At 42.7% G+C, this 26,326-nt stretch carries 17 protein-coding genes and 1 riboswitch; of the genes, 4 read left to right on the top strand and 13 right to left on the bottom strand.

Going from position 1 to position 26,326, the window contains the following annotated elements:
* Window positions 1-124: 124 nt before the first annotated feature.
* From ACZYRN_RS06530 to ACZYRN_RS06515, 4 genes are all read right to left on the bottom strand, one after another.
* A complete protein-coding gene (locus ACZYRN_RS06530; protein WP_488910722.1) occupies window positions 125-3,976 on the bottom strand; it encodes a metallophosphoesterase in 3,852 nt (1,283 codons plus the stop codon).
* Window positions 3,977-4,198: 222 nt separating this feature from the next.
* Window positions 4,199-5,239, bottom strand: coding sequence for a ribonucleotide-diphosphate reductase subunit beta (locus tag ACZYRN_RS06525; RefSeq protein ID WP_488910721.1), 1,041 nt, complete (start codon window positions 5,237-5,239; stop codon window positions 4,199-4,201).
* A gap of 13 nt (window positions 5,240-5,252) precedes the next feature.
* The gene (locus tag ACZYRN_RS06520; RefSeq protein WP_488911123.1) at window positions 5,253-7,463 is read right to left on the bottom strand and encodes a ribonucleoside-diphosphate reductase subunit alpha; all 2,211 of its coding nucleotides are present in this window, start codon (window positions 7,461-7,463) and stop codon (window positions 5,253-5,255) included.
* 151 nt (window positions 7,464-7,614) lie between these two features.
* Window positions 7,615-7,785, bottom strand: a riboswitch (cobalamin riboswitch).
* Window positions 7,786-7,880: 95 nt separating this feature from the next.
* Complete coding sequence (locus ACZYRN_RS06515; protein ID WP_488910720.1) at window positions 7,881-9,197, bottom strand: S-layer homology domain-containing protein; 1,317 nt, start codon at window positions 9,195-9,197, stop codon at window positions 7,881-7,883.
* A 175-nt stretch (window positions 9,198-9,372) separates the two neighbouring features.
* On the opposite strand from ACZYRN_RS06515, the gene ACZYRN_RS06510 reads away from it, so the two are divergent.
* Entirely contained in the window at window positions 9,373-9,531 is a 159-nt protein-coding gene (locus ACZYRN_RS06510; protein ID WP_018394700.1) for a hypothetical protein, read from the top strand.
* A 111-nt stretch (window positions 9,532-9,642) separates the two neighbouring features.
* Here the strand turns inward: ACZYRN_RS06510 and ACZYRN_RS06505 are convergent, their stop codons facing one another.
* The 4 genes from ACZYRN_RS06505 to ACZYRN_RS06490 form a co-directional block, all read right to left on the bottom strand.
* On the bottom strand, window positions 9,643-11,010 hold the full coding sequence (locus ACZYRN_RS06505) for an aspartate kinase (protein ID WP_488910719.1): 1,368 nt from the start codon (window positions 11,008-11,010) through the stop codon (window positions 9,643-9,645).
* 237 nt (window positions 11,011-11,247) lie between these two features.
* On the bottom strand, window positions 11,248-11,877 hold the full coding sequence (locus ACZYRN_RS06500) for a prolyl hydroxylase family protein (protein WP_488910718.1): 630 nt from the start codon (window positions 11,875-11,877) through the stop codon (window positions 11,248-11,250).
* Between the two features lie 98 nt (window positions 11,878-11,975).
* Entirely contained in the window at window positions 11,976-12,656 is a 681-nt protein-coding gene (locus ACZYRN_RS06495; RefSeq protein WP_488910717.1) for a collagen-like triple helix repeat-containing protein, read from the bottom strand.
* A gap of 188 nt (window positions 12,657-12,844) precedes the next feature.
* Window positions 12,845-13,711: a collagen-like domain-containing protein gene (locus tag ACZYRN_RS06490; protein WP_488910716.1), complete on the bottom strand. Its 867-nt coding sequence runs from the start codon at window positions 13,709-13,711 to the stop codon at window positions 12,845-12,847.
* Between the two features lie 342 nt (window positions 13,712-14,053).
* Between ACZYRN_RS06490 and ACZYRN_RS06485 the strand changes: the two genes are divergently transcribed.
* Entirely contained in the window at window positions 14,054-14,620 is a 567-nt protein-coding gene (locus tag ACZYRN_RS06485) for a restriction endonuclease (protein WP_488910715.1), read from the top strand.
* 156 nt (window positions 14,621-14,776) lie between these two features.
* Here ACZYRN_RS06485 and ACZYRN_RS06480 read toward each other — a convergent pair whose 3' ends face one another.
* On the bottom strand, window positions 14,777-16,168 hold the full coding sequence (locus ACZYRN_RS06480; protein WP_488910714.1) for an O-antigen ligase family protein: 1,392 nt from the start codon (window positions 16,166-16,168) through the stop codon (window positions 14,777-14,779).
* Window positions 16,169-16,533: 365 nt separating this feature from the next.
* On the opposite strand from ACZYRN_RS06480, the gene ACZYRN_RS06475 reads away from it, so the two are divergent.
* Together ACZYRN_RS06475 and ACZYRN_RS06470 are read left to right on the top strand one after the other, a co-directional pair.
* Window positions 16,534-17,868, top strand: a complete 1,335-nt coding sequence (locus ACZYRN_RS06475; protein ID WP_488910713.1) for an RNA-guided endonuclease InsQ/TnpB family protein — start codon at window positions 16,534-16,536, stop codon at window positions 17,866-17,868.
* Between the two features lie 240 nt (window positions 17,869-18,108).
* Window positions 18,109-18,834 (top strand): hypothetical protein, encoded by a 726-nt coding sequence (locus ACZYRN_RS06470; RefSeq protein WP_488910712.1) that lies wholly within the window; start codon window positions 18,109-18,111, stop codon window positions 18,832-18,834.
* Between the two features lie 107 nt (window positions 18,835-18,941).
* On the opposite strand, the gene ACZYRN_RS06465 is transcribed toward ACZYRN_RS06470, so the two are convergent.
* The 4 genes from ACZYRN_RS06465 to ACZYRN_RS06450 all read right to left on the bottom strand — a co-directional run bounded on the left by ACZYRN_RS06465 (window position 18,942) and on the right by ACZYRN_RS06450 (window position 26,181).
* Window positions 18,942-22,649: an Ig-like domain-containing protein gene (locus tag ACZYRN_RS06465; RefSeq protein ID WP_488910711.1), complete on the bottom strand. Its 3,708-nt coding sequence runs from the start codon at window positions 22,647-22,649 to the stop codon at window positions 18,942-18,944.
* A gap of 287 nt (window positions 22,650-22,936) precedes the next feature.
* A complete protein-coding gene (locus ACZYRN_RS06460) occupies window positions 22,937-24,928 on the bottom strand; it encodes a hypothetical protein (RefSeq protein ID WP_488910710.1) in 1,992 nt (663 codons plus the stop codon).
* Window positions 24,903-25,802 carry an ABC transporter ATP-binding protein gene (locus tag ACZYRN_RS06455; RefSeq protein WP_488910709.1) on the bottom strand — a complete coding sequence of 300 codons (900 nt, stop codon included), beginning with the start codon at window positions 25,800-25,802 and terminating at the stop codon, window positions 24,903-24,905. Before ACZYRN_RS06455 ends, ACZYRN_RS06460 begins: the two co-directional genes overlap by 26 nt.
* Complete coding sequence (locus ACZYRN_RS06450; RefSeq protein WP_488910708.1) at window positions 25,795-26,181, bottom strand: GntR family transcriptional regulator; 387 nt, start codon at window positions 26,179-26,181, stop codon at window positions 25,795-25,797. Before ACZYRN_RS06450 ends, ACZYRN_RS06455 begins: the two co-directional genes overlap by 8 nt.
* Window positions 26,182-26,326: the final 145 nt, after the last annotated feature.

Here is a 26,326-nt window from a genome sequence, read left to right as displayed (position 1 = left end):
ATCATTTCATCTCTGCTCGCCCTCACCGTTCACGCATTTTCTCTTTTTTAATGATGCACTTTGTCAAATCCATAACAAGATCTTTGTCAACAGGTGATCGTGTTTTGTCCTTTTGTCATTCTGATCAATGCTCATTATTGCGGTCGCCGATTCCTTGCGAGCCGGTTTTAAAGGACCAGACGTCTGAACGTACCTCGCCTCCATAAGAATCCTTTACTTTTACATACCAGTCGTACTGTGTGGAATGCTTAAGGTTTTTCCATTTTGCTTTCGCTAAGCCCCCATCTTTTATGTTTGCTTGTGAGTCAATTTTTTCATCCGTGAATACTTCCACGTTAAACAGATCTGTTGCCACGACTTTTTCCTTCGGCGTTAAATCCGTTTCAATGACAAACTCATCCTTGCCCGGATAATCTCCGGGATTATAATAGTTGTATTGATCCAAATACGGCGAATACGTCTGCATATAAATTTTGTTTTCAATCGGATTCACTTTCATTAAACGAAGGAAACCTTGTCCTCCTTCAGGCCCACCCTGATAATCAGCAAGCATTTGATAGACTTTTCGGTCCATTTTGCCATCCCGATTATCATCAATTTCATCAATAAGTGTTTCACTGTCATGGTAATGACCTGACAAGACAGCAATGACATTTGCGTTTGTTTTCACGACTTCATTGAATAATTTGTCGCCAATCGGGCTGCGGGTTCCAGAAACGAGCAAGTACTCATGAAAGTTGAGAATCGCTTTACGGTCCTGATACTCAGCGAGCACTTTATTCAGCCAGGTGATGTCTTTATCATTTATTCCCCAGCCCATGTACAGCATGATAAAGTCATTTCCATTTGAACTGATTAAGTCGTAATGGCCGCGATTGTTTTTATACGACTCCCCGTAATGCTTTTGCCCCGCAAAACGATGTTCACCAAAATATTTGCTGTATTCATTATAGTCACCTGTTTTATGCCCTACATCGTGGTTGCCTGCCAGTACGCCATAAGGGATCAATGCATCGTCAAGCGTATGCATAAATGTATCTGCACGCTCCCATTGAATCGGCTGATCTGCTTCATCTACAAGATCGCCCGTATGGAATACGTACTTTAATTTCATTGCTTCTTTTTTTTCCGCTATCCATTTTGTCATTCGGTCAAAAATGTGCGGATAGCTTTTTGAATAATACTGTGTGTCAGACATCCAGACAAAAGAGTAATCAAACTCGGTTGTTGAGGCAATTTCATCTTGGACTATTACCTGCATTTTTCCGTTCTTCACATAATCAATGCCCTTTACGCTGCCGGAGAGAGTGAAATTTTGACTGTCCCTTGCAATTTTCCATTCCTGCCTTTCCCACTTCTTCTTTTTATAATCCCATACATACATCGACACTTTCCGGCCGATAAGCGATTTTCCTTCCCAATTTATTTTAATTTCATCATTTACATCAACTTTTTGATCAACAGCTACTTCAAAACGATGGTAAGGAAATTTTTCTACAGAAGAAGTTTCAATGTATTCTCCATCTGCTTTTGACAGTTTCACTTTATCTTTTACAGTTGTTTCATCTGGCGGCGAAAGCTGGGCTGGCGGCTCACGGTCGGCGCTGTTTTCATAAACAGTGACTTCTGCATCCGCTCCTCCGTACTTAAAACCTCGGTAAAAATCAACATCCAAACTGTCTTTTGTCGGATCGGTTACCTTTACCTGAAGCTTTGCGTGATCGGGATGAACCTGTTCCAATCCGTTCAGAGGCGACTTTATTTCAGGATCATATGGTTTTTCTTGCACAACCGTAAACGAAATCGATTTTCCCGCTTCATTTCCAGCACGATCTACAGCTGTAAACTCGACGGTATGAACACCGGCAGCCATTTTGGCCGAAGAGGTTTCCAATGGCAATATTATTTCTTTTCCGTCCAATAAAGCGGTGACGTTTTCAACATCCGCATAGGTATCTTTGGCTTCTGCCTGAATGGTAAAGCTTCCTTTATATTCCTTTCCTTCTTCAACCGATGGCGTAATCACCGGCGCACTGTTATCGACAATAACCTGGGCCTCTGCAGGAACAGTACCATCCGCTTTAATCACATGATTCCCTTCTGAAATCTGCCTAGTATCCCATTTATATGCTTTCGCTGTAAATAATTGATCCGGCAATGTATAGCGAAATTCGACCATCGGCTTTGCACTCCCGCCGTCACCCATGCTTATTTCCTGAGTAATATTGTTGTATCGGGGATCGTACAAAGTCGTTCCATCCTCCAGGACAAGACGAACATTTTTTATGTAAAAATCGTCCTTATTTCCCTCTGAGTTTGTATCAAACGGGGATACTTTCGTGCCTGCACGAATCGAAATTTTCGTTTCTTTCCCTATTGAAAACTGATTGGGGTTGAGCGGCACGGTCATCGTCTTATATTGATTAATCGTGTCATCGAAAATGTGCAATGTTTTGTCGCCAATTGTAATGCCATTTTGAAAATACACATTGACTTTCTTAACATCAAACGCAAAGTATACCTGTGCCGCTAACGCTGGCTCTGTCTTACTTGTCACTTCTTTCCGGTCAATTGAAAGCTGCGAATTGGCTCCGAAAGCTTTAATCGTAACCGTTTTACTTAAAACCGAGCCATCCTCCACATTTAATCCGGTTTTTTCTGTATCGTCATTTAAAATAGCGATGCCTGTCGGGTCCGTTTCAACGATATTTGTTCCATCGGAAACGTGTACATAATAGTCCAACTTCTTTTTGCCAAGTAAATCAGGTGAATACACCGTATGAAAAAACAAACTGGTTGCTTCATCTCTTGTTAAATCAACCGATGTATACCGGGCTTCCTCTCCTGTTTTGTATAATAGGCGGACCGTTTTGACCGACTGATCGTCGGTAACATCAAATGTTAATGTGACATTGTGGCGTGCAGAAATAGGAGCTGTTTCCGTTAAGTCTTCTACTACTGGCTCTATCGAATCAAACATTCCTGATCGCTTCACGGGCGGTACCTGTATGTAGGCGACGGTGCCCGGTGTAGCCTCTTCGCTTGCACTGCTGTATTTCTCCATCTCTTTCACGCCCGCCACGCGAGGAAATGTGTAGAAAATTCCTTTATTTGCATCCGTGTCATCTACATTCGGTTCATCATTATAGTAAGCAGCTGAAATATCTTCCCCTGTGTTCATGGCAATCGCTACGCCACGGTGGCTGTCGTTTGCCATTCCATTCGAATGTACTTTCACGATGTTTACATTTTCTGTTAAATTAACGCCGTATGCTTTATTAAAGTCTCCAATCGTTTTATCTTGATTGCCCGCATTGATAATCCAGTACACCATAACTTCACCTGCCTGCAAAACAACATCTTCTTTACCGGGTTTCCAGACTAAATCAGCTTCTGAACCTTCTCCCGGATAGCGGTAACGAATTTTATAATCCTTTAAATTCACCTCTTCGTTCAGGTTATTGTACACCTCAATAAATTCATATCCGTCGAGGCTGTGTACATCGTCCGAATTCGGAACCAGCTCGGTTACAAGAAGGGACGGCACTTGCTGCGGATCATAATCCATTCCTTCTATCTTGACCGTATATTCTTTTGTTTTTGCCGTATGGTGACCGTCAAATGCTTCCAGACGGTACTTAACTTCCTTAGATAAAAGTTCTTCTTTGCCGATCACCGCTTCAAACTGATCGCCTTTCCTTTTTGTCATCTCTTTCTCCAGCCATTTTCTGCTTTCTGATCCTTTGTAATATACTTTCACATGATCCATCTCTGTTTCATCCTTGACCAAAGCACGAATCACCATATCGTTTCCTGAGGAGAGGCTTTCAGCCGGTGTATGAGTTATAATTGGTGCAGCTGTATCTTTCTTAGATGCCGATATTTTTACTGCCAGGGCAGGTGAAGTGAGGAACATGAGGATAAAGACAGATAAACAGCTGGCTAAAATGAGTAAATAAAAAGGCTTCTTGCGCATAAATAAAAATTCCTCCTTTAAAATAGCATCTTTAGCCAGTGTAAGAAGTAAATGTCGAATCCGTAAATAATGGTGAATAGTCTTCCAAACAGAGAAAAAATAATTTTCACCCCGGCTAAATGTATCCTTATTCAAACGTCAAATTTAAGGTGTATTTCGGAATATTATGCGCTGTTTTCTTACAAAAAAAACGGCTCCCAAAATGGAAGCCGTTCAAGAATATTATAATTCGTCAAATCCATTGTCCTGCACGTTCACTTTGACGTATTGCCGTGAGCGCTGTTCAAAGAAATCCGTTTTGCCAAGATCAACATCTTCATATGCTTTAATCCATTTCAATGGATTTTTGCGGTAATCCGGGAACGGTTTATCGTAGCCAAGCTGACTGCAGCGGACATTCGCGTAAAAATAAATGTACGCCTCCACCTCTTCTACATCGAGGCCATCAATTTTGTCTCCAATCACTTCGCGCGCCCATTCCACTTCAAGCGCCGCTGCTTCACGGAAAATCGCTTCGACTTCAGCGGCACGTTCGTCCGTATCCAGCTCCGGATATTCCGTCAGCAATTCACGATAAATTTTCACGAATAAATCAACGTGAAGCTGCTCGTCGCGGTTAATGTAATTGATCATCGTACTCGTCGCCACCATTTTCTGGTGGCGTGCCAAATGATAAAAGAACGCAAATCCCGAATAAAAGAATAATCCTTCCAAAATCACATCATACACAATCGACTCAAGCATATTTTCCACAGTTGGCTGCCTCACGAACGAGTCGTATCCCTTCATCACAAAATCATTGCGTTTCTCAAGCACTGGCTCACTTCTCCAGTAATCAAACACACGATCCTGTTCCGATTTCGTTACTAAACTTGACAAAACATACGAATAGCTGTGATTATGAATCACTTCTTGCTGGGCCAAAATAATCATCAATGCCTGCAAGCTTGAATCGGTTAGATAATCCGCCACTTTGCCTGCATAATCCGTCTGAATACTATCAAGCAGCGCAAGCAAACCAATTGTTTTCAAAAACGCTTCCCGCTCCGAATCGGTTAACTCTGGAAACTGCTTCACATCCGTTCCCATATTAATCTCAAACGGGGTCCAGAAATTCCCAAGCATCCGCTTATATTTTGGATAGGCCCAATCAAATTTCACATCGTCCCAGTTCAGCACGTTTGACGACCGGCCGTTCACAATCGCCGTCGAACGGTTTGGTGCGTCTTTGTCCATTAATTTGCGCTTCTCCATCATTGTCATAACAACATCCTCCTTAACTCGAGCACGATTCACATTCAAGCAGCTCAACCGATGTCGAACGAACATAATACGTCGTCTTCAATCTGCTTTCCCACGCAGTTAAATGCAAATCAAGCAATTCTTTCGCTTTAATCGTATTTTGAACGTACAAATTCAATGACACGCCTTGATCGATATGACGCTGACGCGCTGCATTTTGACGGAGCGTCCACTGCTGATCGATAAAGTACGCAGACTTGTAGTACCATGTCGTCTCGGAATTCAAATCCGGAACCGTCACGGGAATTTTGTAATCTTTCTTTTCTTCCGAGTAACTCTTTTGGAAAATCGGATCGATACTTGCTGTACTTCCCGCAATAATCGATGTCGATGAGTTCGGTGCAACAGCCATCAAATAGCCGTTTCGCATCCCATTTTCACGTACATTCGCGCGAAGTTCATTCCATTCTGAACTTTCGTAGCCACGCATCTCAAAATAAGCGCCTGTTTCCCAATCAGATCCGGCAAATAACGGATAGGCTCCTTTTTCTTTCGCCAGTTCCATCGATGCCTCAATCGTCAAACGGGCAATGTGTTCATAAAGTGAATCCGCGTATTCAACCGCTTCATCCGCTTCCCAGCGAACGCCCTTCAGTGCCAGGAGATGATGCCATCCGAACGTGCCTAGCCCAATACCTCGGTAACGACTGTTCGTCCGCTCCGCCTGCGGAACCGGAATCATATTCAAATCAATAACGTTATCAAGCATCCGTACTTGTATTCTGATCAAACGATCCAATACATCCGCCGGCACCGCTCTGCCAAGGTTAATCGACGACAAATTACACACAACGAAGTCGCCTGGTTTTTTACGTGTTACAATCACATCATCTTCCAGCTGAATCGATTCAAATAACGTCGCACTCGTATTCTGAGCGATTTCAGTACACAAATTACTTGAGTAAATCATGCCTTCATGTTTGTTGGCATTACGGCGATTTACTTCATCACGGTAAAACATGAAGGGGACGCCTGTTTCAAGCTGTGAGCGCATAATACGCTTCATGATGTCAATCGCCTGAACCGTTTCACGTGATAATCGGTCATCGTTGACGCATTGCTCATATTTCGTGCGGAACGACCCTTCACCCCGTTTTTCATCATAGTAGTCTTCCAATGAAAAACCCATCACCGTCCGCACTTCATGCGGATCAAATAAGTGCCAATCGCCGCGCGCTTTGACTTGCTCCATAAACACATCCGGCAGGCAAATGCCTGTGAAAATATCATGGGCACGAAGACGTTCATCACCATTGTTCAATTTCAAATCTAAAAATGGAAAAATATCTTTATGCCAAACATCTAAATAGACTGCAATGGCTCCTTGACGCTGGCCGAGCTGATCGACGCTGACTGCTGTATTATTCAGCTGTTTAATCCATGGCATGACGCCGCTTGATGCCCCTTTAAATCCGCGGATAGAAGAACCGCGGCTCCGCACTTTTCCCATATATACACCGATGCCGCCGCCGTATTTTGATAAGGTTGCAACATCTGTGTTGCTGTCGTAAATACCTTGCAAACTATCGTCGACTGTATCGATAAAGCAGCTCGACAGCTGTCCATACGGCTTGCCAGCATTCGCCAATGTCGGTGTAGCAACTGTCATGTACAAGTTACTCATTGCCCAGTATGATTCAGCAATTTTCTCCAAACGATTTTCCGTTTCATTTTGCATCAATGTCATCGCAATCATGAGCCAGCGCTCCTGCGGAAGCTCAGCTGGTGTCTTGTCAAAATCACACGCAACATAGCGGTCCATCAACATTTTCAATCCGATATATGTAAATAATTGATCGCGCCCTGGCTGCAATAATCGTCCTATTTCTTCAAGTTCACTTTTCGTGTAAGCGGTCAGTATACGGCGATCATATAAGCCTTTCTCTGTTAAAATTCGAACATGAGAAGCGAAATCTTCATAAACTCTTTCATCCAAGGTTTTGCGTTTAGCCGCTTGCTCGCGGTAAACTTCCTCCAGATGGATGCGTGCAGCAACGAATGTCCAATATGGTTCTTCTTCGTCTAAAAAGCTAAGCGACTCGAGTACCATTGCCTTGGACCAGGCAGAGGCACTAAATTCCTGATGTTTTGTTATCCATCGTTCGCTGATTCGGAGAAGCGGACCGATTTTCTCCTGGCCAAATTCGTCTGTTAAACGGGTCAGCAGCTGATCAACGGCTGGAATGGTTGTGATTGTCAATATGATTCCTCCTGTTTTGTACAAAATAAAAAGAGCGATAGATGCAGCCTCTTCGGCTGAGCTATCGCTCTGAATGGGTAAAATGGGGAAACAAACGGAATCCGCCGCTTCCACCTCTCAACCCCCGAAGAAAGTGTCGCTTTCAGAAAAACAGGCAGGTCTCCTGGCTTGTGCGTCGTCCTCCTGCCGCCTTCCCGTTTTCACAGTGGCTCGGCATTCGTCTGCACTTACAGTTGCGGGGACAGCTCCGGCATTGAACCGGATTCCCTTTTAAACCATTACTGGTACCTTTTTTTCATCACATACTATATATTGTGTTTTCATACTTTTCAAATACTAACATATTGTGCCTGCAATGTACAGAATAAAATCCGCAAAGAGATTTCTTTGCGGATTTCGTTGTTAAGGAGTACCTATAAGAGAATGACTCCATACATTGTACATCGTCATAGCAAATTGTTCACGTGTAATGTTGTTTTCAGGATAGAACATCGCGTTTGCTCCACCGTTCATTATGCCGCGAGAATAAATAGCATTAATTTCTTCGTTCGCCCAATGATTCATTGGTACATCTTTGAAGATGGAAGACGCTCCTGCTTGAAGGTGAAGGGACTGCGTCAAGACACGAGCCATCTGCGCTCGGGTTAATGGCTTGTCCGGATTAAATTTTGGTGCTTTAGCAAAAATGCCCGCTTCCGTAAGTTTCGCAATCGCTGTATACGACTTCATTTTTGAAGAAACATCAGAGAATCCAGGATTTGGAGCCGTGCCCGTTTTATCCAATGTACGCGCTAAAATAATCGCTGTTTCTGCACGTGTAATATTGCTTTTCGGCGCAAATGTGCCGTCAATATTTCCGCTGATCACACCTGCTTCCGCTAACTTTATAATGGCAATGCGCGCCTGTGAACTTAGCTTATTAATATCGCTAAACCGATCTGCCGGTGCAGCAGGGTCTGGATCTGGTTTCACAGGGCCAGGATTTGGTGTCACAGGGCCTGGATCTGGTGTTGTGGTAACATCCCATACCTTGAAGAATTGGTCCGCAAACACTTTGTACCCCGCTTCATTCGGATGAACATCATTTGCATTGGGCAAATATTCTGCTTTAAACGAAGAAGATACGTCTATAAATGTTACACCTTGAGCTTTTGCCGTCGATTTTAACTCACTATTAAAATAGTCAAATGCGATCGTTAAATTCTCTTTCTTTGCTCCCTCTTCCATGCTTGAATATGGGAAATAGTAGCCAAATAGATAAATATCCGCATTTGGATTTATTGATTTTATTTTTTTAATACTTGCGGTCAAATTCTGGTTTACTTTAGTTACAACTTCTAAAGCTTTTAACGGATCATTGCTTCCTGTATTGACAAAAGCCAGTAAATCATTCGCTCCTGAAGAAATCGTGATAAGCTCTGCATTTTTAACAGCGGCTTGAACATCCGAACTTTGTAATTTGGCCAATAATCCAGTGCTTGTTTCACCTGGAGTGGCAAAACGTTTGGTAAATGATGCAAGCGCCGCCTGCTTATCCAGCTTTGCCGCAATCATATCTGTATAGCCTGTGCCGATTGTCTTATATGGCGTTTGTCCTGCGGCAATTGAATCACCAAGTGCAACATAATCCTCTTTTACGATGGCTGCTTCTGCTGAAGGAGCCATCATTGCGGCAATAAATAGAAATGACGCTAAAAATATTGAAACTATTTTCTTCAAATCAATTTCCCCCTTTTTACACTATAAACTTTCTTTATTTTACCATGTATGACAGGCAACTTGCTTCAACTTTACAGAAAAAAAGAAATATATGTTATAATAAGTTAATGTTTGAACTGGTTTAAATAGGGTACAGTAATGTAAATGAACATTTTTAGAACGGAGATGACAAAAGATGAATTTGAAGAAATTAATCAAGTACGGTGCTATTATCGCTCCAATCGTTTACCCGAAAGTAAAAGATCGCATGGGAACACGCAACTTGCGTAAGACATATAGCGATTCACACAGAACGCGCATGTCTGGAAAAAGCATTCTTGAAAAATTAAAATAATGTTTGACTAGTCTCTGATGAAAATCAGAGACTTTTTATTTTCAAAGTGTGTCCATTTCCCCTCAATCATAAAAAAGGCCCCCGTGCATCTGCACCGGGGGGCCTTCATCTTTATTGAAGCACAGCACTTTTGCTGAAAAATTCTTCATATAATTCCCGCAATACGTTGTCTGTATCTTTTTCTTGAATGCCGAACACAAGGCTGACTTCCGATGAGCCTTGATTGATCATTTCAATGTTCGCACCGACACGAGAAATAGCTGCCGTTGCACGTGCGGAAAGGCCAAGTGTATTGTGCATTCCTTCTCCGACAAGAACGATCATGGCAAAACCGTGTTCAATGTGTGCTTTGTCTACTTGTAATTCTTTGCGGCAGCGCTCTAAAATACGATCTTCTTTTTCCGGTGTTAACTGGTGGCTGCGTACAATAATAGACAAATCATCAATGCCTGATGGTGTGTGCTCATAAGACACTTCTTCATCTTCCAAAATTTGCAAAAGCTTGCGGCCAAAACCGAGCTCACGGTTCATTAAATACTTGCTAACATAGAGTGTTGAAAAACCTTTATCGGCGGCAATGCCAATAACCGGACTTTTCGAATATTCACGTTCCGCTACAATCATTGTACCCGGTGCAGATGGATTGTTCGTATTTTTAATACAAACTGGAACAGAATGCTGAAATGCGGGCATTAATGCTTCATCGTGAAAAACAGAGAAGCCTGCATACGACAATTCACGCATTTCACGGTATGTCATCCGTTTAATTTCAGCGGGACTGTCTACAACATTCGGATTTGCTGCGAATACTGAATCGACATCTGTAAAGTTTTCATACAGCTCCGCTTTCACCGCAGATGCTAAAATCGAGCCGGTAATATCTGATCCCCCACGTGCAAATGTCATCATAACCCCTTCTTTTGTGTAACCGAAAAAGCCTGGGAAAACAACAATTTTACTGTTTTGACGAAGCTTTGCCAGGTTTTCATATGCTTCTGGAAGGGCGCGCGCACGACCTGGCTCATCGCTTACAATGAGTCCTGCTTCTTTCGGATTCACATATTCAGCCTCTAGTCCGATGCTTGTAAAATAAGCTGCAATTAATTTTGCATTATTGTCTTCACCGCTCGCCTTCAACTGATCCATGAAGAGCGGCGGGTTGTCACGGTTTTCTTCCAAACGTCCGCGCAAATCTTTTTCAATAATGTTTACAATCGTATCGTCAAGACCAAGACCTTGTGCAATATCTGCATACCGGTCGACAACGGCCTTCAATTCGTTTTCTGCATCTTGATCACGCAACGAAGCATGAGCAAGGGCAATTAATAAATCCGTTACTTTTATATCATCACCGAAGCGCTTGCCCGGCGCTGATACAACAACCGCTTTCCGTTCCGGTTCTTCTTTAACGATGGCCGCTACTTTTTTAATTTGTTCGGCGCTTGCAACGGATGTTCCACCAAATTTACATACAATCATTTTATTTGCCACTCCTTGCTTGTTTGCATTCTTAGCTGACTATAGGCGGAAATGCCGCTTTATCTGAAAGATTATACCACCGTTTGTGAAAAAAAAGAAGAAATAATCAGATTTAATTTTATGAAAAACAGCTGGAAACGAAGGGGAAATCCCCTTTATTTCCAGCTGTTTGTATGTTTAAAGAGAATATCCAGTTTTTATGTTTATACTAAAAAGCCCCTTATTGTTGTTGTGTCTTCAATATTGAGGTTTTTCACAAAACCATAAAGTGGCGATCCATTTTTCTCCTTCATTCACTGGCCGTGCTCCATGCCGCGAAAGAGGATTGGATTCGTTTGTGTTCTTTTTACAATTCTCAAAAAACAATAAAGTGCCTTCAGATGGGGCAATTTCAAGATCAAGCTCCGGAAAAAACGTTTCTCCGCCTTCCTTTACTGTATTCAAATACAGAAGGGCTGTATACAATCGTTGCCCATTTTGATCGATATAAAGTTTCCCTGCTTGAGAGAGGGGATTATAACAATCCAGGTGCTCACCAAATTTCCCGCCCACTTTATATCTGGCTATTTGGAGCTTCTCAGCATGATGAAGCGGCTGTCCAATGATGGACGCTATCCGTTCCGATACTTGGCGAACGATTTCATATGAATTATGAGAAAACCAGGTACTATCCGAAATACGGAAATTAGAAACTTGCAGCCCTGAAGGTCCAATGATAGTAGCAGGCTTAAGCTGAGTACGCGCTAACTCCCTCAAGTGGAGACACTCTATCTCCGTCACCACTTGCTCATAACAGGCGATAAAAGGATCATCACAAAGAACAATTGCAGGCTCCTTCATACGTCCTCCTTCTTGATGAACTGACATTTCCTCCATTTTCTTGAAACATGCTATATGAACAAATTGAAACTTGTTTGATCGGAAGAAAAAAGCAGGCCCAGTTTCATAAAGGCCTGCTTGAATGATTACGGGTTCGGCAAGATTTCTGATGCTGTAAATACAATGGGCCCAACGACAACAGCTTGATTGCCACTATTGGTCAATTGTCTAGCAGTAAGCGTATATTGAACCACCTGTCCAACCGTAAATCGTTCATTGTCAACATGTGAGAAGCTTGTTGCTATCAGCTGATTTCCCTGTGAGTCATCCACTATACTGTATTCCTCAGAACCGAACGTTACAGGTCCCTTGTAAATAAGAAATTCCACCTGATTCGATGCATTCGAATCCCAGCCAACCGTTCCTGTAAGAAAGACGCGGCTGTTTGCGTTGTTAATTGTAACTGTCACTGTGCAAAGAGTTACACCCGGAATATTCTGGGGATTTGGTGGCTGAGTCGGTTGAAGAGGTACTGTAATACTGCCCCTCGTTGCATTTGTTGGGAATCTTTCACAAGCTTGAAACTCAGCAAGTAATCCCGCACCTGGTGTTCCTGGTGTTCCTGGTGCCCCTGGTGCCCCTGGTGTTCCTGGTGTTCCCGGCATTCCATCTCTTCCATCTCTGCCTGGTGCTCCCGGCGCTCCTTGTCTTCCTCGCTCCCCATCTTCTCCTTGTTTTCCCCGTGGACCTGGTGGGCCTGGCGGGCAGTCACAGCAACATTCCTCGCAGCCACATATCGCGCATTTGCGTTTTTTATTGGTACTCATTCATCTTCCTCCTTTTCACCGAGGCTATTTAAGATGCAACACGGAGGAATAGACGATCAATCACATTCCCCTTGTTTTATTAATTATTTTACTTCTTGAGCATTTAGACCTTTTGCATCTATTCTTTTTTAAAAAGGACGAGCCAGACCCCTTTTAGCTGACATTCTTTATACCTTTTTAAAAATAGTTTACATAGTGAACAGTGTTCTCCACATCGTACCTGTAAATATTTGTAATTTATTAGTGGCCGTGTTGTAAAAAACCATACCTGTTTCAGGGGATGCAGGCGGCACAGAACTTAATGGAAAACGAATAAAAGCTCCATCTACCGTTAAACCTTGAGTAATGGTTAACTCTCCATTCAATGTACCTGATGTATCTGAACGCAAAAATTGAGTGGAATCAAGCCCATTTAATGTACTTGCTGCCCCTGCCGGTCCCTGATCACCTTTAGGTCCTTGTGGACCTTCTGGCCCCATTGGTCCTTCCGGGCCTTCTGGTCCCTGTGGTCCTACTCGGCCTTCCGGTCCTGGCGGGCCTTCCGGTCCTCCTGCCGGCCCTTTAGGTCCTTCTGGACCTTCCGGTCCCATTGGCCCTTCGGGACCCGCCGGCCCCTCGGGTCCTTGCGGTCCCTCTGCTCCCGCAAGTCCTTGTGGACCCATTGGCCCTGCAGGTCCCTGCGGTCCTGCTGCTCCGTCTGCTCCCGCAGGCCCCTGTGGACCTTCAACTCCGTCTGCTCCTTTAGGTCCTTGCGGGCCTGCAGGTCCCATAGGTCCTTGCGGACCTTCCGGTCCTACGGCGCCATCTGCTCCAGCAGGTCCTTGTGGGCCTCTTGGCCCCACAGGCCCCTGTGGTCCTGCTGCTCCGTCTGCTCCAGCAGGTCCTTGCGGACCTACTTTTCCATCTACTCCCACAGGTCCTTGTGGGCCTACTGCTCCCGCGGGACCTGGTGGTCCGGCATTTCCTCTCGGTCCTCTCGGCCCTTTAGGTCCAACAGAAAGTTTTACCTCTTGTGATCCTGCCTCATCTTGTGATTCTTTTCTGACATTAGCCATTTTTATCACCTTTCTTTACCTCTTTTTCAATGCAATGCACTTCATCTTATGCTTAAAGCATTGTCCATGTGCCTAGGGCCCATTTATTTACAATTTTATAAATAAGAAGAGGATTTCATTATTTCCTGATTAGGAAAATTTGAGGGAATGAAATGAAAATTTCCGTTCGAGTAAAGAGAAGGAATGACGCATGGTCAATACTTGGCGCATAACATCTTTATTCGCTGCCATATATGGCTGTTCAACTTCGCTGGATAAAGATACATAAATCAGTAAAGAATACAATAAAAGAGTAAGCTAACTTCACTTAAATACATCAAAGGAATAAGATAGGTGGCTTAGATGAAATATAAAAAAGAAACAGACACACTTTTTGATAAAACTTTGTTAGGATTAATGACTTTTTTAATTATTAGTTACTTTGTTCTTCCCTTAGTTATTCAAGCCCGATTAGAAATTTTGATCGTTACCGTACTCATTGTTATTTCGGTTGCTGTATACGCATATCTACGATCGAATAGACATAATGAAACACAGAAAGAAAACCTGCAATCCAGTATGAAAAAGATTGATTCCATGCGCAGAATAGAATTTAAACTGTATGTAGAAAAGCTGTTTAAAAACATGGGCTATAAAGTGGACATTACTTCTTCCGCCGGTAAGTACGGTGTGGATTTATTATTAAAAAAAGACGGTAAATTTATCGCTGTTCAAGTTATAAAATATGAAAAAAAAGTTGATGTTTCTTCTGTCCAGCAAGTTTTTTCTGCTAAAACGTATTACAGGGCCCATGAGGCATGGATCGTGACGAACAATACGTTTACAAAAAACGCCTGCAATCTTGCGAAAAAAAGCGGTGTAAAGTTAGTCGATCGGGGAGAACTAATAAACTTCATCAGTGAAACATAGCCTGTCATCATTCATTTAACATTTCTATCGTAGCTTCCTGAATTAAAGAAAGAATTCACCAGGCTCGCCTATTCTCTGCAATCCTCCTTTTTAAAAAGAGGTACCAAAAAACCGCTCTGATCGCGACAACAGAGCGGTTTTTTATTCTATATCCTACTATTCTTTTACAATTCCTTCACGTACCATAAGCAATGCCATAACAGCAGCGACATAAATGGACACGGCTGGTGCTGTTAACACATGTCCGGCAGTAGCGCCAATACCGAGCGCTAAAATAAACGACACGCTGTACATCACATTTGTAATCGTAAATGTTTCTTTTATATTACGGACGAAATAAAGAATGAACTTTACAACATAGTAAAGCGGTACAGACATCATATAAAGGAAGCCGACGATACCGAGTGAGAAAAAGAGATCATAGAAATCCATTTCAATCAGTTTCGGACCAACACCCGGACCCGGTTCTACATAATTCCCTGCAAAGCCCATGCCGAACAATTTTTGTTCGATCGGCGCATCCGCAAAGTCATCTTTCATATCAGCCAAATATTTTTCACGGCTGCTGAAAACAAGATTTTGAATTTGTTCATTCGTCACTTCCGGCTCTTCTTCATTCTCCTCGAACGGAATCTCTTCTCCCGTTTCCGGATCGTACTCTTTTTCTTTCTCGCCAAAGTCCAATTCAATATTCAACAAGCTTAAATGCGCAAACATATTATGGAAGACAGGCGTAATCGGTGTCGTCACAACGAGAACCGCCAATAAAATGAGTGACAGTAACATATTGGAACGTATTTTTTCTGTCCGTTCTTTCGTCATGTAGAAGATAAACATCGTAATAAATGTCGCAACCAGGACGATTACAATACCGCCATAGCCTACTTTTGTTCCGAGAAACTGCATGGAAACGGCCAGCAAAACAAACGGAATCCAGTAGCGCCATTCTTTCATCTTATCTGTCTGTTCAATCGCATAAAGTGCGGTGAGCGGCAAAATGATTGCCATGATCGCACCGATTTCGTTGCCCGCGAAAAACCAACCGGTAAAGCCAATTTTTGTGTGGGAATAGTTTGACATGCTTGTCCCTGTTAAGAAGGAGACGATAAAAACGGCACTGATAATGAGCGAGGCGTAAAGAAAATACGTGGTTGTTTTTTCTTTAAATGGCTCGTGTTCTCTCTTTAAATAAAGATAAAGCATGTTAAAACCAACAAATACAATAGGGAAATAAACAACTTTATTAAAATACTTCAATTCGCTGGCAATGTAATATGGATCTTTTATATTAAAATTCATCGCCATGTTCACACCGATCAACACAGCCAGTCCGATTAAATAAAAGACATATTTTCTCGCCAAACGATGGCTGCGGGCTAAAAGTAGTAGCACTATCACAATAGCAGCCATAAATAGAGCACGGGCAATAACACCAATGGTCAGATTTACATTTAACAGAAGCAATGACGCGCTTGTGAGCACATCGATAACCGGCTGCCAGATGAGAAATGCCAGAGCAAGCAGCCAAAATGTCTTCTCTTTCTTCATAATGAAAAGTCCTCTTTCCTTCCAAATTCGTAGATTTTTATCATATCATAATGAGTCTTTCATTGTCGGTTATATACGGAAAACGCATCTTTTCTATTATATAGGAAAATCAATCAGATTCCAGCGGAAAATGAACTGTCACAAAAAAAACAAAAAGACTCTTTGTTGGTGTATAAGGACGATTTACAGATTTTCCGAACGGGAAAGCCCGTCGTCTTTAGACAAGGGATGAGAGTGAGGTCGAGCGGGGTGTGTCTTTTGGCACATTAATCGTTCGATTTTTTTGTTTTTTCGACGCTTACCCTTGTGTAGGGAACGTACATTCTGTTATGATGATCGTATCAAGTGAGGAAGGGGGCGCCCATATGTTTGTCACACATTCCTTTCGAATTCCTTATGATGAAGAGCTATACAATGAATTGAGAATGATGCAGCAGGAAGCCGCTTCTGTTTGGAATGACATCGTTCGAGAAGCGACTTCTTATTATTTCACGTGTAAAAAACGGCTGAGTAAAACAGAGATTCAAGCGATTCGAAAACAAATCTACGATCTTCATTCTCAAACGGTTCAAGCGATTGCGGATAAGTACGCGGCGAACCATGAAACGATCCGGCAGCTGCGAAAAACGGACAAAAAAGCCAAATATCCATGGCGGAGAAAGTACTATTACTGTATCCCTTTAAAAAAAGCGTCCATGACCATTTCCAAAGACACGATCACGATTAAAAAAGCCGAATATGGATACGCCCTTTCAGACTTGTTAACAAAAAAGAAAAAGAATGTGTGGACGGAAATGGTTCCGAAGAAAAACAAAGCAGTTGTTATTCCCAATCGATCCGAAGAAGATCTTGAAACGTGCAATTATGCGGAAATCGTGTGGCGAAACGAAGCGTATTGGTTTTGTTATTCCGTTCAAGTTCCTGAAAAAGATCTTTCTGCGTATGACAGGAAAGTAGCCGGTGGCGATTTAGGGGAAATTCATGCGGTGACGGTGGCAACGGAGGACAAAGCCTTATTAGTATCGGGACGGGCGATGCGCAGTCTTTCTCAATTTCGCGCCAAGGTATTAGCGGATTTGAGCAAGAAAATGTCCCGCTGCAAAAAAGGATCGAACCAATGGAAAAAGTACAAACAAGCCAAAATTCGGATTCGTCAAAAAAGCAAAAACCAACTCCATGAACTGGAACATAAAACAACGAAAGAAATTGTGGCGTTTTTAGAAAAAGAACACGTCACAAATTTTGTGATTGGACATGTATCGGGCATCGAAAAAAACACGAAGACAAACAGACAAAAGAAACAAAGGACAAACAAAAAACGAAGACAACAGCTTTCTTTGTGGAATCAGGGAAAGATCAAGCAAAAACTCACCTATAAGGCGCAGTTAAAAGGCATCCAAGTGGAAGAAACAGAAGAAAGCTATACGTCACAAGACTGTCCGTTTTGTGGCGGCCGGCACCATGCCAGAGGACGACATTTTACTTGTTCTGTTCACCAAACAGAAATCCATCGTGATGTCAACGGCGCGCAAAACATTGCCCGCAAACAACACCACGTGGATGTGAAGCAGCTATTATCTGTTGTCTACAAGCAGCCCGTTTGGTATAAACGGTTTTTGTCAGATGAACAAAGACAAAGAACGAAACACCGAAACGATCGAACGAAAAAAGAATCATGTATCGCCAGTCGGATGGCGTAGTCGGCACAGACCTTGCCCTCTTGAAGGACTGTTTTTCTCTCAAGAGTTGTTCGCCTAAGTTCCGCCTCTGCCTCTTTCGATGAAAGAAGGCAAGTGGGATGTTCGCGAAAAAGAACCCCATGCTTCAGCCGTGGGAGTGGTCAGTTATACTTATAGGAAAATCAACGAATGGGGATTGATCCTTTTGTGAAAACAAAATGGCTTTTGGCTGTAATGATACTTTTTTTAGGAGGCTGCCGTATGAATGAACCTGAATATGCAACCTGGATATGGGATGCGTCTATACTTCATGGCGAACAGGAAAAATGGCTGCTGTTCTTTGAAGAAAAGCAAGTGCGTGATGTGTATGTTCAAGTCGATCCAAATACGGCAAATAGTACATACCGTTCTTTTTTAACCGCGGCACACAAGCACAATATTCGTGTTCACGCACTCGATGGATCGCCTGATTATACAGAAGCAGATCTAGCTCTTTTTTTGCAAAACGTGAAAAGGCTGAACTGGGATGGCATTCATCTTGATATAGAGCCGTATTTATCACCCGAATGGGAAAATGATCAAAGCCAGGCCATTGACCGGTATGAAAAGCTGTTGAAAAAAGCAGCGGCCAGCGGATTTCTTCTCGGTATTGATATCCCCTTCTGGTACGATGAAATTCCATCCAGGGGTAGCGGGTCTCTTGCTGAACTGGCTATTCAAACCGCCGACTATACCGTCATTATGGCCTACCGTGACCGTGCAGATCAAATCATAGAAGCGGCAGAGAATGAATTAAATATCGGCAAAGCGCTTGGTAAAAAAGTATTAATTGCGGTCGAAACGATCGAGAATGCAGAAGCAGAAGGCATCTCTTTTTTCGGCAAAAGTCCTGCATATGCCGAAGCGGAAATGAAAAAGGTATGGAAAGAATGTGAATGTCAAATTGCTGTCCACCATGCCAGTTCATGGCGAAAGTTAGTAAAGTAAGTGGCTTTCCATTCATTTACCCTCAAGATTTAGCTATTTGATGTAAAAAAGCTCACTGAGGAATCCTCAGTGAGCTTTTTTATTATTATTTACATAAATCTTCATGCTTAAGGTAATAAAACACCTATTACTACAGATGATACAACCTTAACGGTTGCTTCACTTGTGTTTTTAGCACTGTCTGTTGCGGTTACATAAATTTCAGATCCGGCTGGCTGGGGAGAAATACTGAGCTTAAATTCTCCGTTTTTATTCGATTTACCGGAACGCAATACTTTTCCTGCTTCATTTTTAATCGTTACGGTGACATTAGGTTCCGTTTTGCCTGTTACAACCTTTTGCATAGACGTAATATCATCTACCTCTGGTGCAGCCGGAGCCGTTATATCCGCTACAACGACTTTCGTTTCTTTACTTACATTTTCTGCTTCATCGGCTGCCGTGACTAAAATCGTTATACCCGCTTTTAGTTGGTCGACAGCTACATCGAATGCACCTTGGTCATTCGCTTCTCCTGTATACTGATCTGCGCCTGCTTTCACCGTGACGATCGCATTCGCTTCTGTTGTTCCCGTCACAGCGGCACTTTGATCAGTGACACGATCTACTTTTGGTGCGTCCGGCGCTGTGCCATCTTGAACAATGGCCTCTGCCGCTTTACTTTCGTTTCCAGCTGCATCTTTCGCTGTGAGTGACAGCTTACTTCCTTTTGCTGGCATCTTCACGCTCACGGAGAATTTTCCGTTTTTATCCGCTTTTCCGGATTTAAGAACTGTTCCACCGTGGGTAACCGTAACAGTCACACCCGGTTCCGCCATTCCTGTTACCGCTTTTTGAAGCTCTTTCACAATATCTACGGTTGGCGCGTCCGGCGCTGTGCCATCCACTACCACCATTTTCGTTTCTTTACTTATATTTTCTGCTATGTCCGTTGCTGTGACTAAAATCGTCGTGCCTGCTTTTAATTTATCAATTGCTACACTGAAGTGACCGTTTTCACCCGCTTCTCCTGTGTAGTGTTCAGTGCCTGCTTTCACAGTTACCGTCGCATTCGATTCTGTTGTCCCTTCCACAACCTCACTTTGATCAGTGACACGATCTACTTTTGGCGCTTCTGGAGGAGTGCCATCTTGAACTTTAATTTCTGTTTCGGCTGTTAGATTCCCATGTGCATCTTTGACCATAACCGTTAAAATCGTGCCCAATTTTTGCTTCGGAATCTTAACAGAGAAATGTCCATCCGATTTTGATTTCCCTTTGCCAATCGTCTTTGTCTTTGATGATTCATTATAAATCTCAATAGTCATATTGGGATCTGTGCTGCCTGTTACAGCTGTGCTGTTTTCCTTTACTGGATCTACATGTATAAGAGAAGTTTCACCGTTTGCTTTAATATTTTTTACGATCACTTTTGATTCATTGGTAATTTTAATGGAATCATGAAGCGGGATAAGCAGATCCTCTAAAGAACCATCAGACGTATAAGCAAAAACCTCGACAACGTTATACGTACCCTTTGAAAGGCGTCCTTTATACGACTCGTCTTCTTCAACGTCAATCCACAAATACTCGTCGTTATTTTCAAGAATCAGACCAATTTCATCATATTGTTCAAGTATGTCAGGGTCAGAAAATTCGATTTTACCTGTAACCGTTACAGGAGGAATGACGACATCCAACTGAAGTGTTTTTTTGCCAACCGTAAATGGTTGATCCAAAATATCAATGTATTCTTCCTTTTCAGATTTATAAGAGTACATTGCTGTAATTTTATACTTCCCAGGCTTTAGATAAAAACTAAATTCTGAGTTTTCATCAAAAGTAAAATAGTCGTACTCATCCCCATCTGTTGATTCAATAAACATTAAGCCTTCTCCTATATCTTCAGAGGAGGGGCCTTCGCTCACTTTTCCTTTTACATTAGGCGTTTCCACGATTTCAACAGCCGTTTCTTCTCCCTGATAGGATGCCCAAATGATGGTTTCACCGTCGTTTATTTTTTCAACAAGCCCGGCTTCCACAGTTGCTATGTCCGGATCGCCTGACTCCCAGTTGCTCAAAGATGTTACGTCTTCTCTAGAACCATCAGAGTAAACAGCTGTTAACGTTAGCTGATGTGTTTCACCAACATTTAAATTGAGAGAGGATTCGCTCACCTCTAAGTTAATCAGAGCCTGCTCTCCAAATGGAAGCCCAACTGCTGCCCAGGCATTTTCCACTTCTTCTCTTACAATGTCTTTTTGATTACTTTCCAAGAATGTTAAGTCATCTACAGACAAAAGAAATGCATCCCGTGCATCTGAAAATCGAGAAGTTGGATGCAGATAATTATTCAACGAGTTATAAGCGATATGACCTAAAATCTTTTTCCCGTCCAAGCCTCTTTGATCTAATGATGTCGCCAGCTGATAAGCGGCAAAGTTGGGAATCCCGCTATTAAAATGAACTCCGCCATTATCCCACTCTATATACATGTACTCATCCATATGTTTTGGCTGGCCATAACGATTTGGATCTTCCATATCCCGAATTACAGACCCTGTTTCTTCACCCAATTCCCAGTCTCCGTCTATAAGCGATCCAATAATGTCAGAAAAGGATTCATTTAAAGCACCCGATTGTTTCCAATAATCAAGGCCTGCCGTTTTCTCTGTGACACCATGCGTCATTTCATGGCCGACGACATCCAGTGCACAGCTGAAACAATTCAATTGATCTCCATCTCCGTACCACATGGCATCCTCCCACCAATAGGCATTATCCATCGGAGCGCCATACTCAGGAACATGCACATAACTAACAATATCCATTCCTTTTCCGTCAATGCTGTCGCGGTCGAATTCTTCTTTATAATAATCATATACGATGTCAGCGTTGTAATGAGCATCTACAGCATGCTTATCATTAAAATGAGAAGAACCGCTGGAAACAATCTCCCGGCTGAACTCATCACGAGTGACAATGGCTCCATCATTAGCCATTGGATTCGTTGTGTCCACCAAGTAATACCATCCGTTTTCTTTCACAATATTTAATGCTTTAACCCCGCCATTATTACTGTCCCCTTCACCTTTTTCAACAGTGTACGAGCTTAAAGGCGTTTTCTTTTCTTTACTAGGTTCCGTTGCGCTCGAATCTTTCAGCGTATTGTACTTTTCAATGATTTGGCCTGTATGGGCATCCACAAAGCCGACCCATTCTCCGATCGTTGGTTTTAAAAAGCTGATTTTCGTTTCATAAACCAAATAATGTTTTCCATTTGAAGGATAAATGATTAATTTCGCGCTTGGTTCTTTTACTTGCATCATTTCGTTACTGGATCCCAGTTCAATCTTTTTCCCCAATTCTTTCTCCACTGCAGTTGTTAAGTTAGCAATCGCTTGTGAACCGCTCAGATTCGGAGAAGTAGGTAGATTGATAGCTTTTATCTCTACATCATTGTCCACCGCATACACTTTGTTTTGATTATTAAGGTGCACCCCTGCATAGTTTCCGTAAACCGGAATTCCTTTATGAGTTAATTGGTACAAATAATGCTTTTTATTCGTTTCTTTATTTATTGTTTTCTTTGTTAATTTTAATTTCTCCGTTTTATTTTGAATGCCAAATTGCATTCGATTTCCATTAATGAAATCCGTTACTTTTTGATCAGTATTCAAAACACCTGATAATTCTCCCATCGTTAGTCCGTTTCCAATATTTCCGCTGCTTTTAGAAATATTTCCTTCTACTCTGTTATTATCTTGAGCATATACTGCAGCCCCCATGCTAATAAGCAGCAGAAAAAGGATACCTCCTATCAACTTTTTAAACAACCTAATTCCCCCTCTTAAAAATGCAAATGTAGTATGAACGATTCAGTTCGTTATACCCCTCAATGTTCATATATATTCGCTCATACCCTATTTAAATCCTGCTGCTTAAAAATAAAAATATTTCTATAGAACTAGTTTTTTATGATTGTTACTTCTCTAAGTCTATGAAGCAATGTAGCGCCCATTCCTCTATTTATTCGAACGTCTGAGTATATGCTGATGATACAAAAAAAGAAGGGATTATCCCGAAAGTCGGTGAAAACCGACTAGGAATCATCCCTTCTTTCTTATTCTTTTAACCCAACGACTGAAACGGTATAACCCACATGGCCGTTTTCCTTCCACTTTAAGACGAGCAGACGGCTGCTGTCTTCGGTTAAGCGTGCCGGATTAAGCAACTCGCTAATAGCGGCCTCATCCTTTATTTCTTCATAAGGCACTGGTATGTCGCTCCATTTCGGCTCTTCTCCATTATCGGTCCAGATAAAATCCGTTAGCTCTTTTTTCTGTTCTTCCGTATTGGCTGTCACAATGAATGCTTTTTCCACGTTGTCGGCAGAGGCAAAGGACTCGCTTCCAGGAATACGTTCGCGAATCGCTTGAATTGTACGTTCATCATCCAGATTCACATTGACAGATATTTGAATCTGATTTTCTTTCCCGATCCAGTATTCAATCGTCCCCGCACTCGCTCCGCCATTCATATTAAATTGCTCTGCTTTTCCGGACAATGCATCTTTTTCCATAGCGGACCGGATCGCTTCAATATCTTCTTTTTCCGCCACATTGGCGAGCTGTCTGCCTGTCGTGCTGTCATACCCGCTTAAATACGTAATTTTCTCCGGTTTCTCAATGGCAAATAGAGGATTTGACGTTTTAATAAATTCAACATTTTTCCGGAGGTCCTCTGTCATCTTTCCTAATTCATCCATCGGCACGGTGTACTGGCGTTGCACGCGGCTTCCGTCTTTTAACCCGTACGTAACGGAAACTGAATACCCGTCCATATCGGATACACCGACTCCAGCGTCAATCAACTGTGCATGAATATTCCGCACATCATTGATTGAATCGGCCCCTTTCATAAAGCCAGCATCTGCTTTTTTAAATTCTTCCGCTCCTGTGTAAAATATGTGTTCAAACGGTTCCCCACTATCACCGATATACACTTTTTCCACTTCATTCGCTTCCGGAATGGCTTTTTCATACGCTTTCGCTGCAAATGTACCCGGAATGAGCAGCACGAGAATGGAAAGTGCGTAAAACGCAAACCCTCTCCACGGCCAAACGAGACGAAGCGATTTTTGAACGATCATTTGTAGCAATGTGTAGCCAGCAAATGCGCCGATCGCATAACCAACAGTCAGCCACGCCGCCGATCCACCTAAAAATTCTCCGAAATACACGCCGCCAACAAGCGTCGCTGCGTATGTTAAAACAAAAATGAACGCCCACCGGAAAAACGGGAACACAATCGTTTCATCCACCGCTTCGGCCGGACGCACTTTATACACATAAAAAGAAACAGCAACTATTACGGCTGCAAGGACGAGATAAATAGCCCATTCCATCCCAGTAAACGGCCGGTTTACATACTCACCGGCGCGGACTAAAAAGATGCCATCCGCCGTTATTTTCGACGTGTACGAATCAATCGCCAGTCCTTTCACAAAATAACGTGCATTATACAGCGTAATCATAATTAACCCTGCCGGCAGCACAAGAATGCCATATACCATAATGCCTTGCAGCAAAGCCGGTCCGATAAACAAACCAATCATGACCGTCACAATAAACATAAACAGGGTAATAAAGAGTGAGACACCGAGCCATTCAAGTAAATGTCCAATTGAATAGGTAAGCGGCTTAATAAACGGCCGCATGATAAGCAATAGAACCGCATTAATTATAATCGGCAATGCTAGTGTGATGGCACCCGCTGCATAAACGTGAAAGAGCTGCGTACTTCGTTTAAACGGCAAGCTATGCATAAAATCAGACGAGCCTTTCTTCGTCATGTAACTTGTCAATACAATCCCCGTGATCACTGGAAATACAAGATACGACAAGTACTGAAACGCGTACGTAAATGCGAACAGCACATTGCGATAATCTGTCTGCAGAATATACTCAAACTCCCGTTCATTACGCAGCACCATCATCAGTCCGAGCGGCAGCAGGATAATTTGCGATAACAAAAAGAAAATACTAATCCATAACACGGAGCGTGAGTGCTGCATGAACAGCCCTTTATTAAACGATAAGATTCCGGATTTCATAGCCGACACTCCCCATTTCATACGTAAAAATCTCTTCCAGCGTAAGCGGCAGCACATCATAAATGGCCGGCTCATACGAACGGACGTAACGGTCAATTTCGTCTTCCGTCCCGCGTACGATACACGTCAGCACACGGCCCCGCTTTTCATAATGCACAACATCCATCCCCGCCAAAAACGATTCATCCGGCATTTTCTTAAACGCCACCTGCAGCTTGCTAATATCTGTCTTCAATTCTTCCAGATCCCGTTCATATAAAAGACCGCCTTTATGCATCACACCAACCGCGTCGCAAAAGTCTTCCATCTCCCGCAAATTATGCGATGAAACAAGCACCGTCATCTCCCGGCTGCTCACATCTTGAATCAACAAATTTTTCACTTGCTGGCGCACGACTGGATCAAGGCCGTCAAACGGTTCATCTAAAATAAGCGCATCCGGCATTGCGGACAGTGTCAAAATAAAGGCCGCCTGCCGCTGCATTCCTTTTGACATCCGGGAAAGCGATGCATTCGGATTAAGGGCAAAATGCTCATGCAGCTGATGAAACCGCTCTCCATTCCACTGGTCGTACACAGCTTCATAAAATGAAGCCATCTGCATAAGGGACGTTTGATGGAAAAAATACGGCTGATCGGGAATGAACAGCACCCGTTTTTTCACATCCGGCGCTTCAAAAATAGATTCGCCTTCAATCGTTGGCACACCCTGATCCGCCCGAATGATGCCTGCTATCATTTTCAGCAGTGTCGTTTTCCCGGCCCCATTAGACCCGAGTAATCCATAAATGGACCCTTTTTTCACATGAATGTGTACATCCTTCACGGCATCAAAGCGGCCAAATCGCTTCGATACATGATCTGCCTTAATCATCGTCGCCGCCCCTTTCCGGTTCCTTCATCGTATGAATGATTCGAATGACTTCCTCTTTCGGTACACCTAAAAACAAAATTTCTCCCACAATACGCTCAAGCTCTTTTTTCAACATCTCCAGTCTCTCCCTATTAATCTCGTTTTTGACCGGCGACACAAAGCTTCCTTTGCCTGGGATGGAATAAATGTAGCCTTCACGCTCCAACTCCCGGTACGCCTTTTGAATCGTATTCGGATTAATCGTCAAATCCTGTGCCAGCGACCGTACGGACGGCAGCTGTTCATCTTCTTTCATCACCTCACGAATAATCAGCTCTTTCAGCTTCTCAGTCAGCTGCTCGTAAATCGGCACCCGGCTTCTGGTATCTATCGTAAACATCGTCCCGCATCCTTTCTGCGTAAACCGTACTAACTGTATTAATATATATAATACAGTGTTTTTTAAAAAATGCAACATCTTCCATAAAAAGTTTACAAGAACGAAAAAGGATCTGATTGATGAAAAACTGTATGTTGATCCTTCC

The sequence above is a fragment of the Domibacillus sp. F004 genome, assembly GCF_057814295.1.
This window is presented reverse-complemented; position numbering and strand designations above follow the sequence as displayed.

What these genes read in the sequence shown, in the direction of transcription:
- ACZYRN_RS06495 (WP_488910717.1), bottom strand. Translation starts at nt 12,656, where the DNA reads ATGAGTACCAATAAAAAACGCAAATGCGCGATATGTGGCTGCGAGGAA.
- ACZYRN_RS06480 (WP_488910714.1), bottom strand. Translation starts at nt 16,168, where the DNA reads ATGAAGAAAGAGAAGACATTTTGGCTGCTTGCTCTGGCATTTCTCATC.
- ACZYRN_RS06530 (WP_488910722.1), bottom strand. Translation starts at nt 3,976, where the DNA reads ATGCGCAAGAAGCCTTTTTATTTACTCATTTTAGCCAGCTGTTTATCT.
- ACZYRN_RS06485 (WP_488910715.1), top strand. Translation starts at nt 14,054, where the DNA reads ATGAAATATAAAAAAGAAACAGACACACTTTTTGATAAAACTTTGTTA.
- ACZYRN_RS06475 (WP_488910713.1), top strand. Translation starts at nt 16,534, where the DNA reads ATGTTTGTCACACATTCCTTTCGAATTCCTTATGATGAAGAGCTATAC.
- ACZYRN_RS06510 (WP_018394700.1), top strand. Translation starts at nt 9,373, where the DNA reads ATGAATTTGAAGAAATTAATCAAGTACGGTGCTATTATCGCTCCAATC.
- ACZYRN_RS06505 (WP_488910719.1), bottom strand. Translation starts at nt 11,010, where the DNA reads ATGATTGTATGTAAATTTGGTGGAACATCCGTTGCAAGCGCCGAACAA.
- ACZYRN_RS06470 (WP_488910712.1), top strand. Translation starts at nt 18,109, where the DNA reads ATGAATGAACCTGAATATGCAACCTGGATATGGGATGCGTCTATACTT.
- ACZYRN_RS06455 (WP_488910709.1), bottom strand. Translation starts at nt 25,802, where the DNA reads ATGATTAAGGCAGATCATGTATCGAAGCGATTTGGCCGCTTTGATGCC.
- ACZYRN_RS06450 (WP_488910708.1), bottom strand. Translation starts at nt 26,181, where the DNA reads ATGTTTACGATAGATACCAGAAGCCGGGTGCCGATTTACGAGCAGCTG.
- ACZYRN_RS06525 (WP_488910721.1), bottom strand. Translation starts at nt 5,239, where the DNA reads ATGACAATGATGGAGAAGCGCAAATTAATGGACAAAGACGCACCAAAC.
- ACZYRN_RS06460 (WP_488910710.1), bottom strand. Translation starts at nt 24,928, where the DNA reads ATGAAATCCGGAATCTTATCGTTTAATAAAGGGCTGTTCATGCAGCAC.
- ACZYRN_RS06490 (WP_488910716.1), bottom strand. Translation starts at nt 13,711, where the DNA reads ATGGCTAATGTCAGAAAAGAATCACAAGATGAGGCAGGATCACAAGAG.
- ACZYRN_RS06500 (WP_488910718.1), bottom strand. Translation starts at nt 11,877, where the DNA reads ATGTCAGTTCATCAAGAAGGAGGACGTATGAAGGAGCCTGCAATTGTT.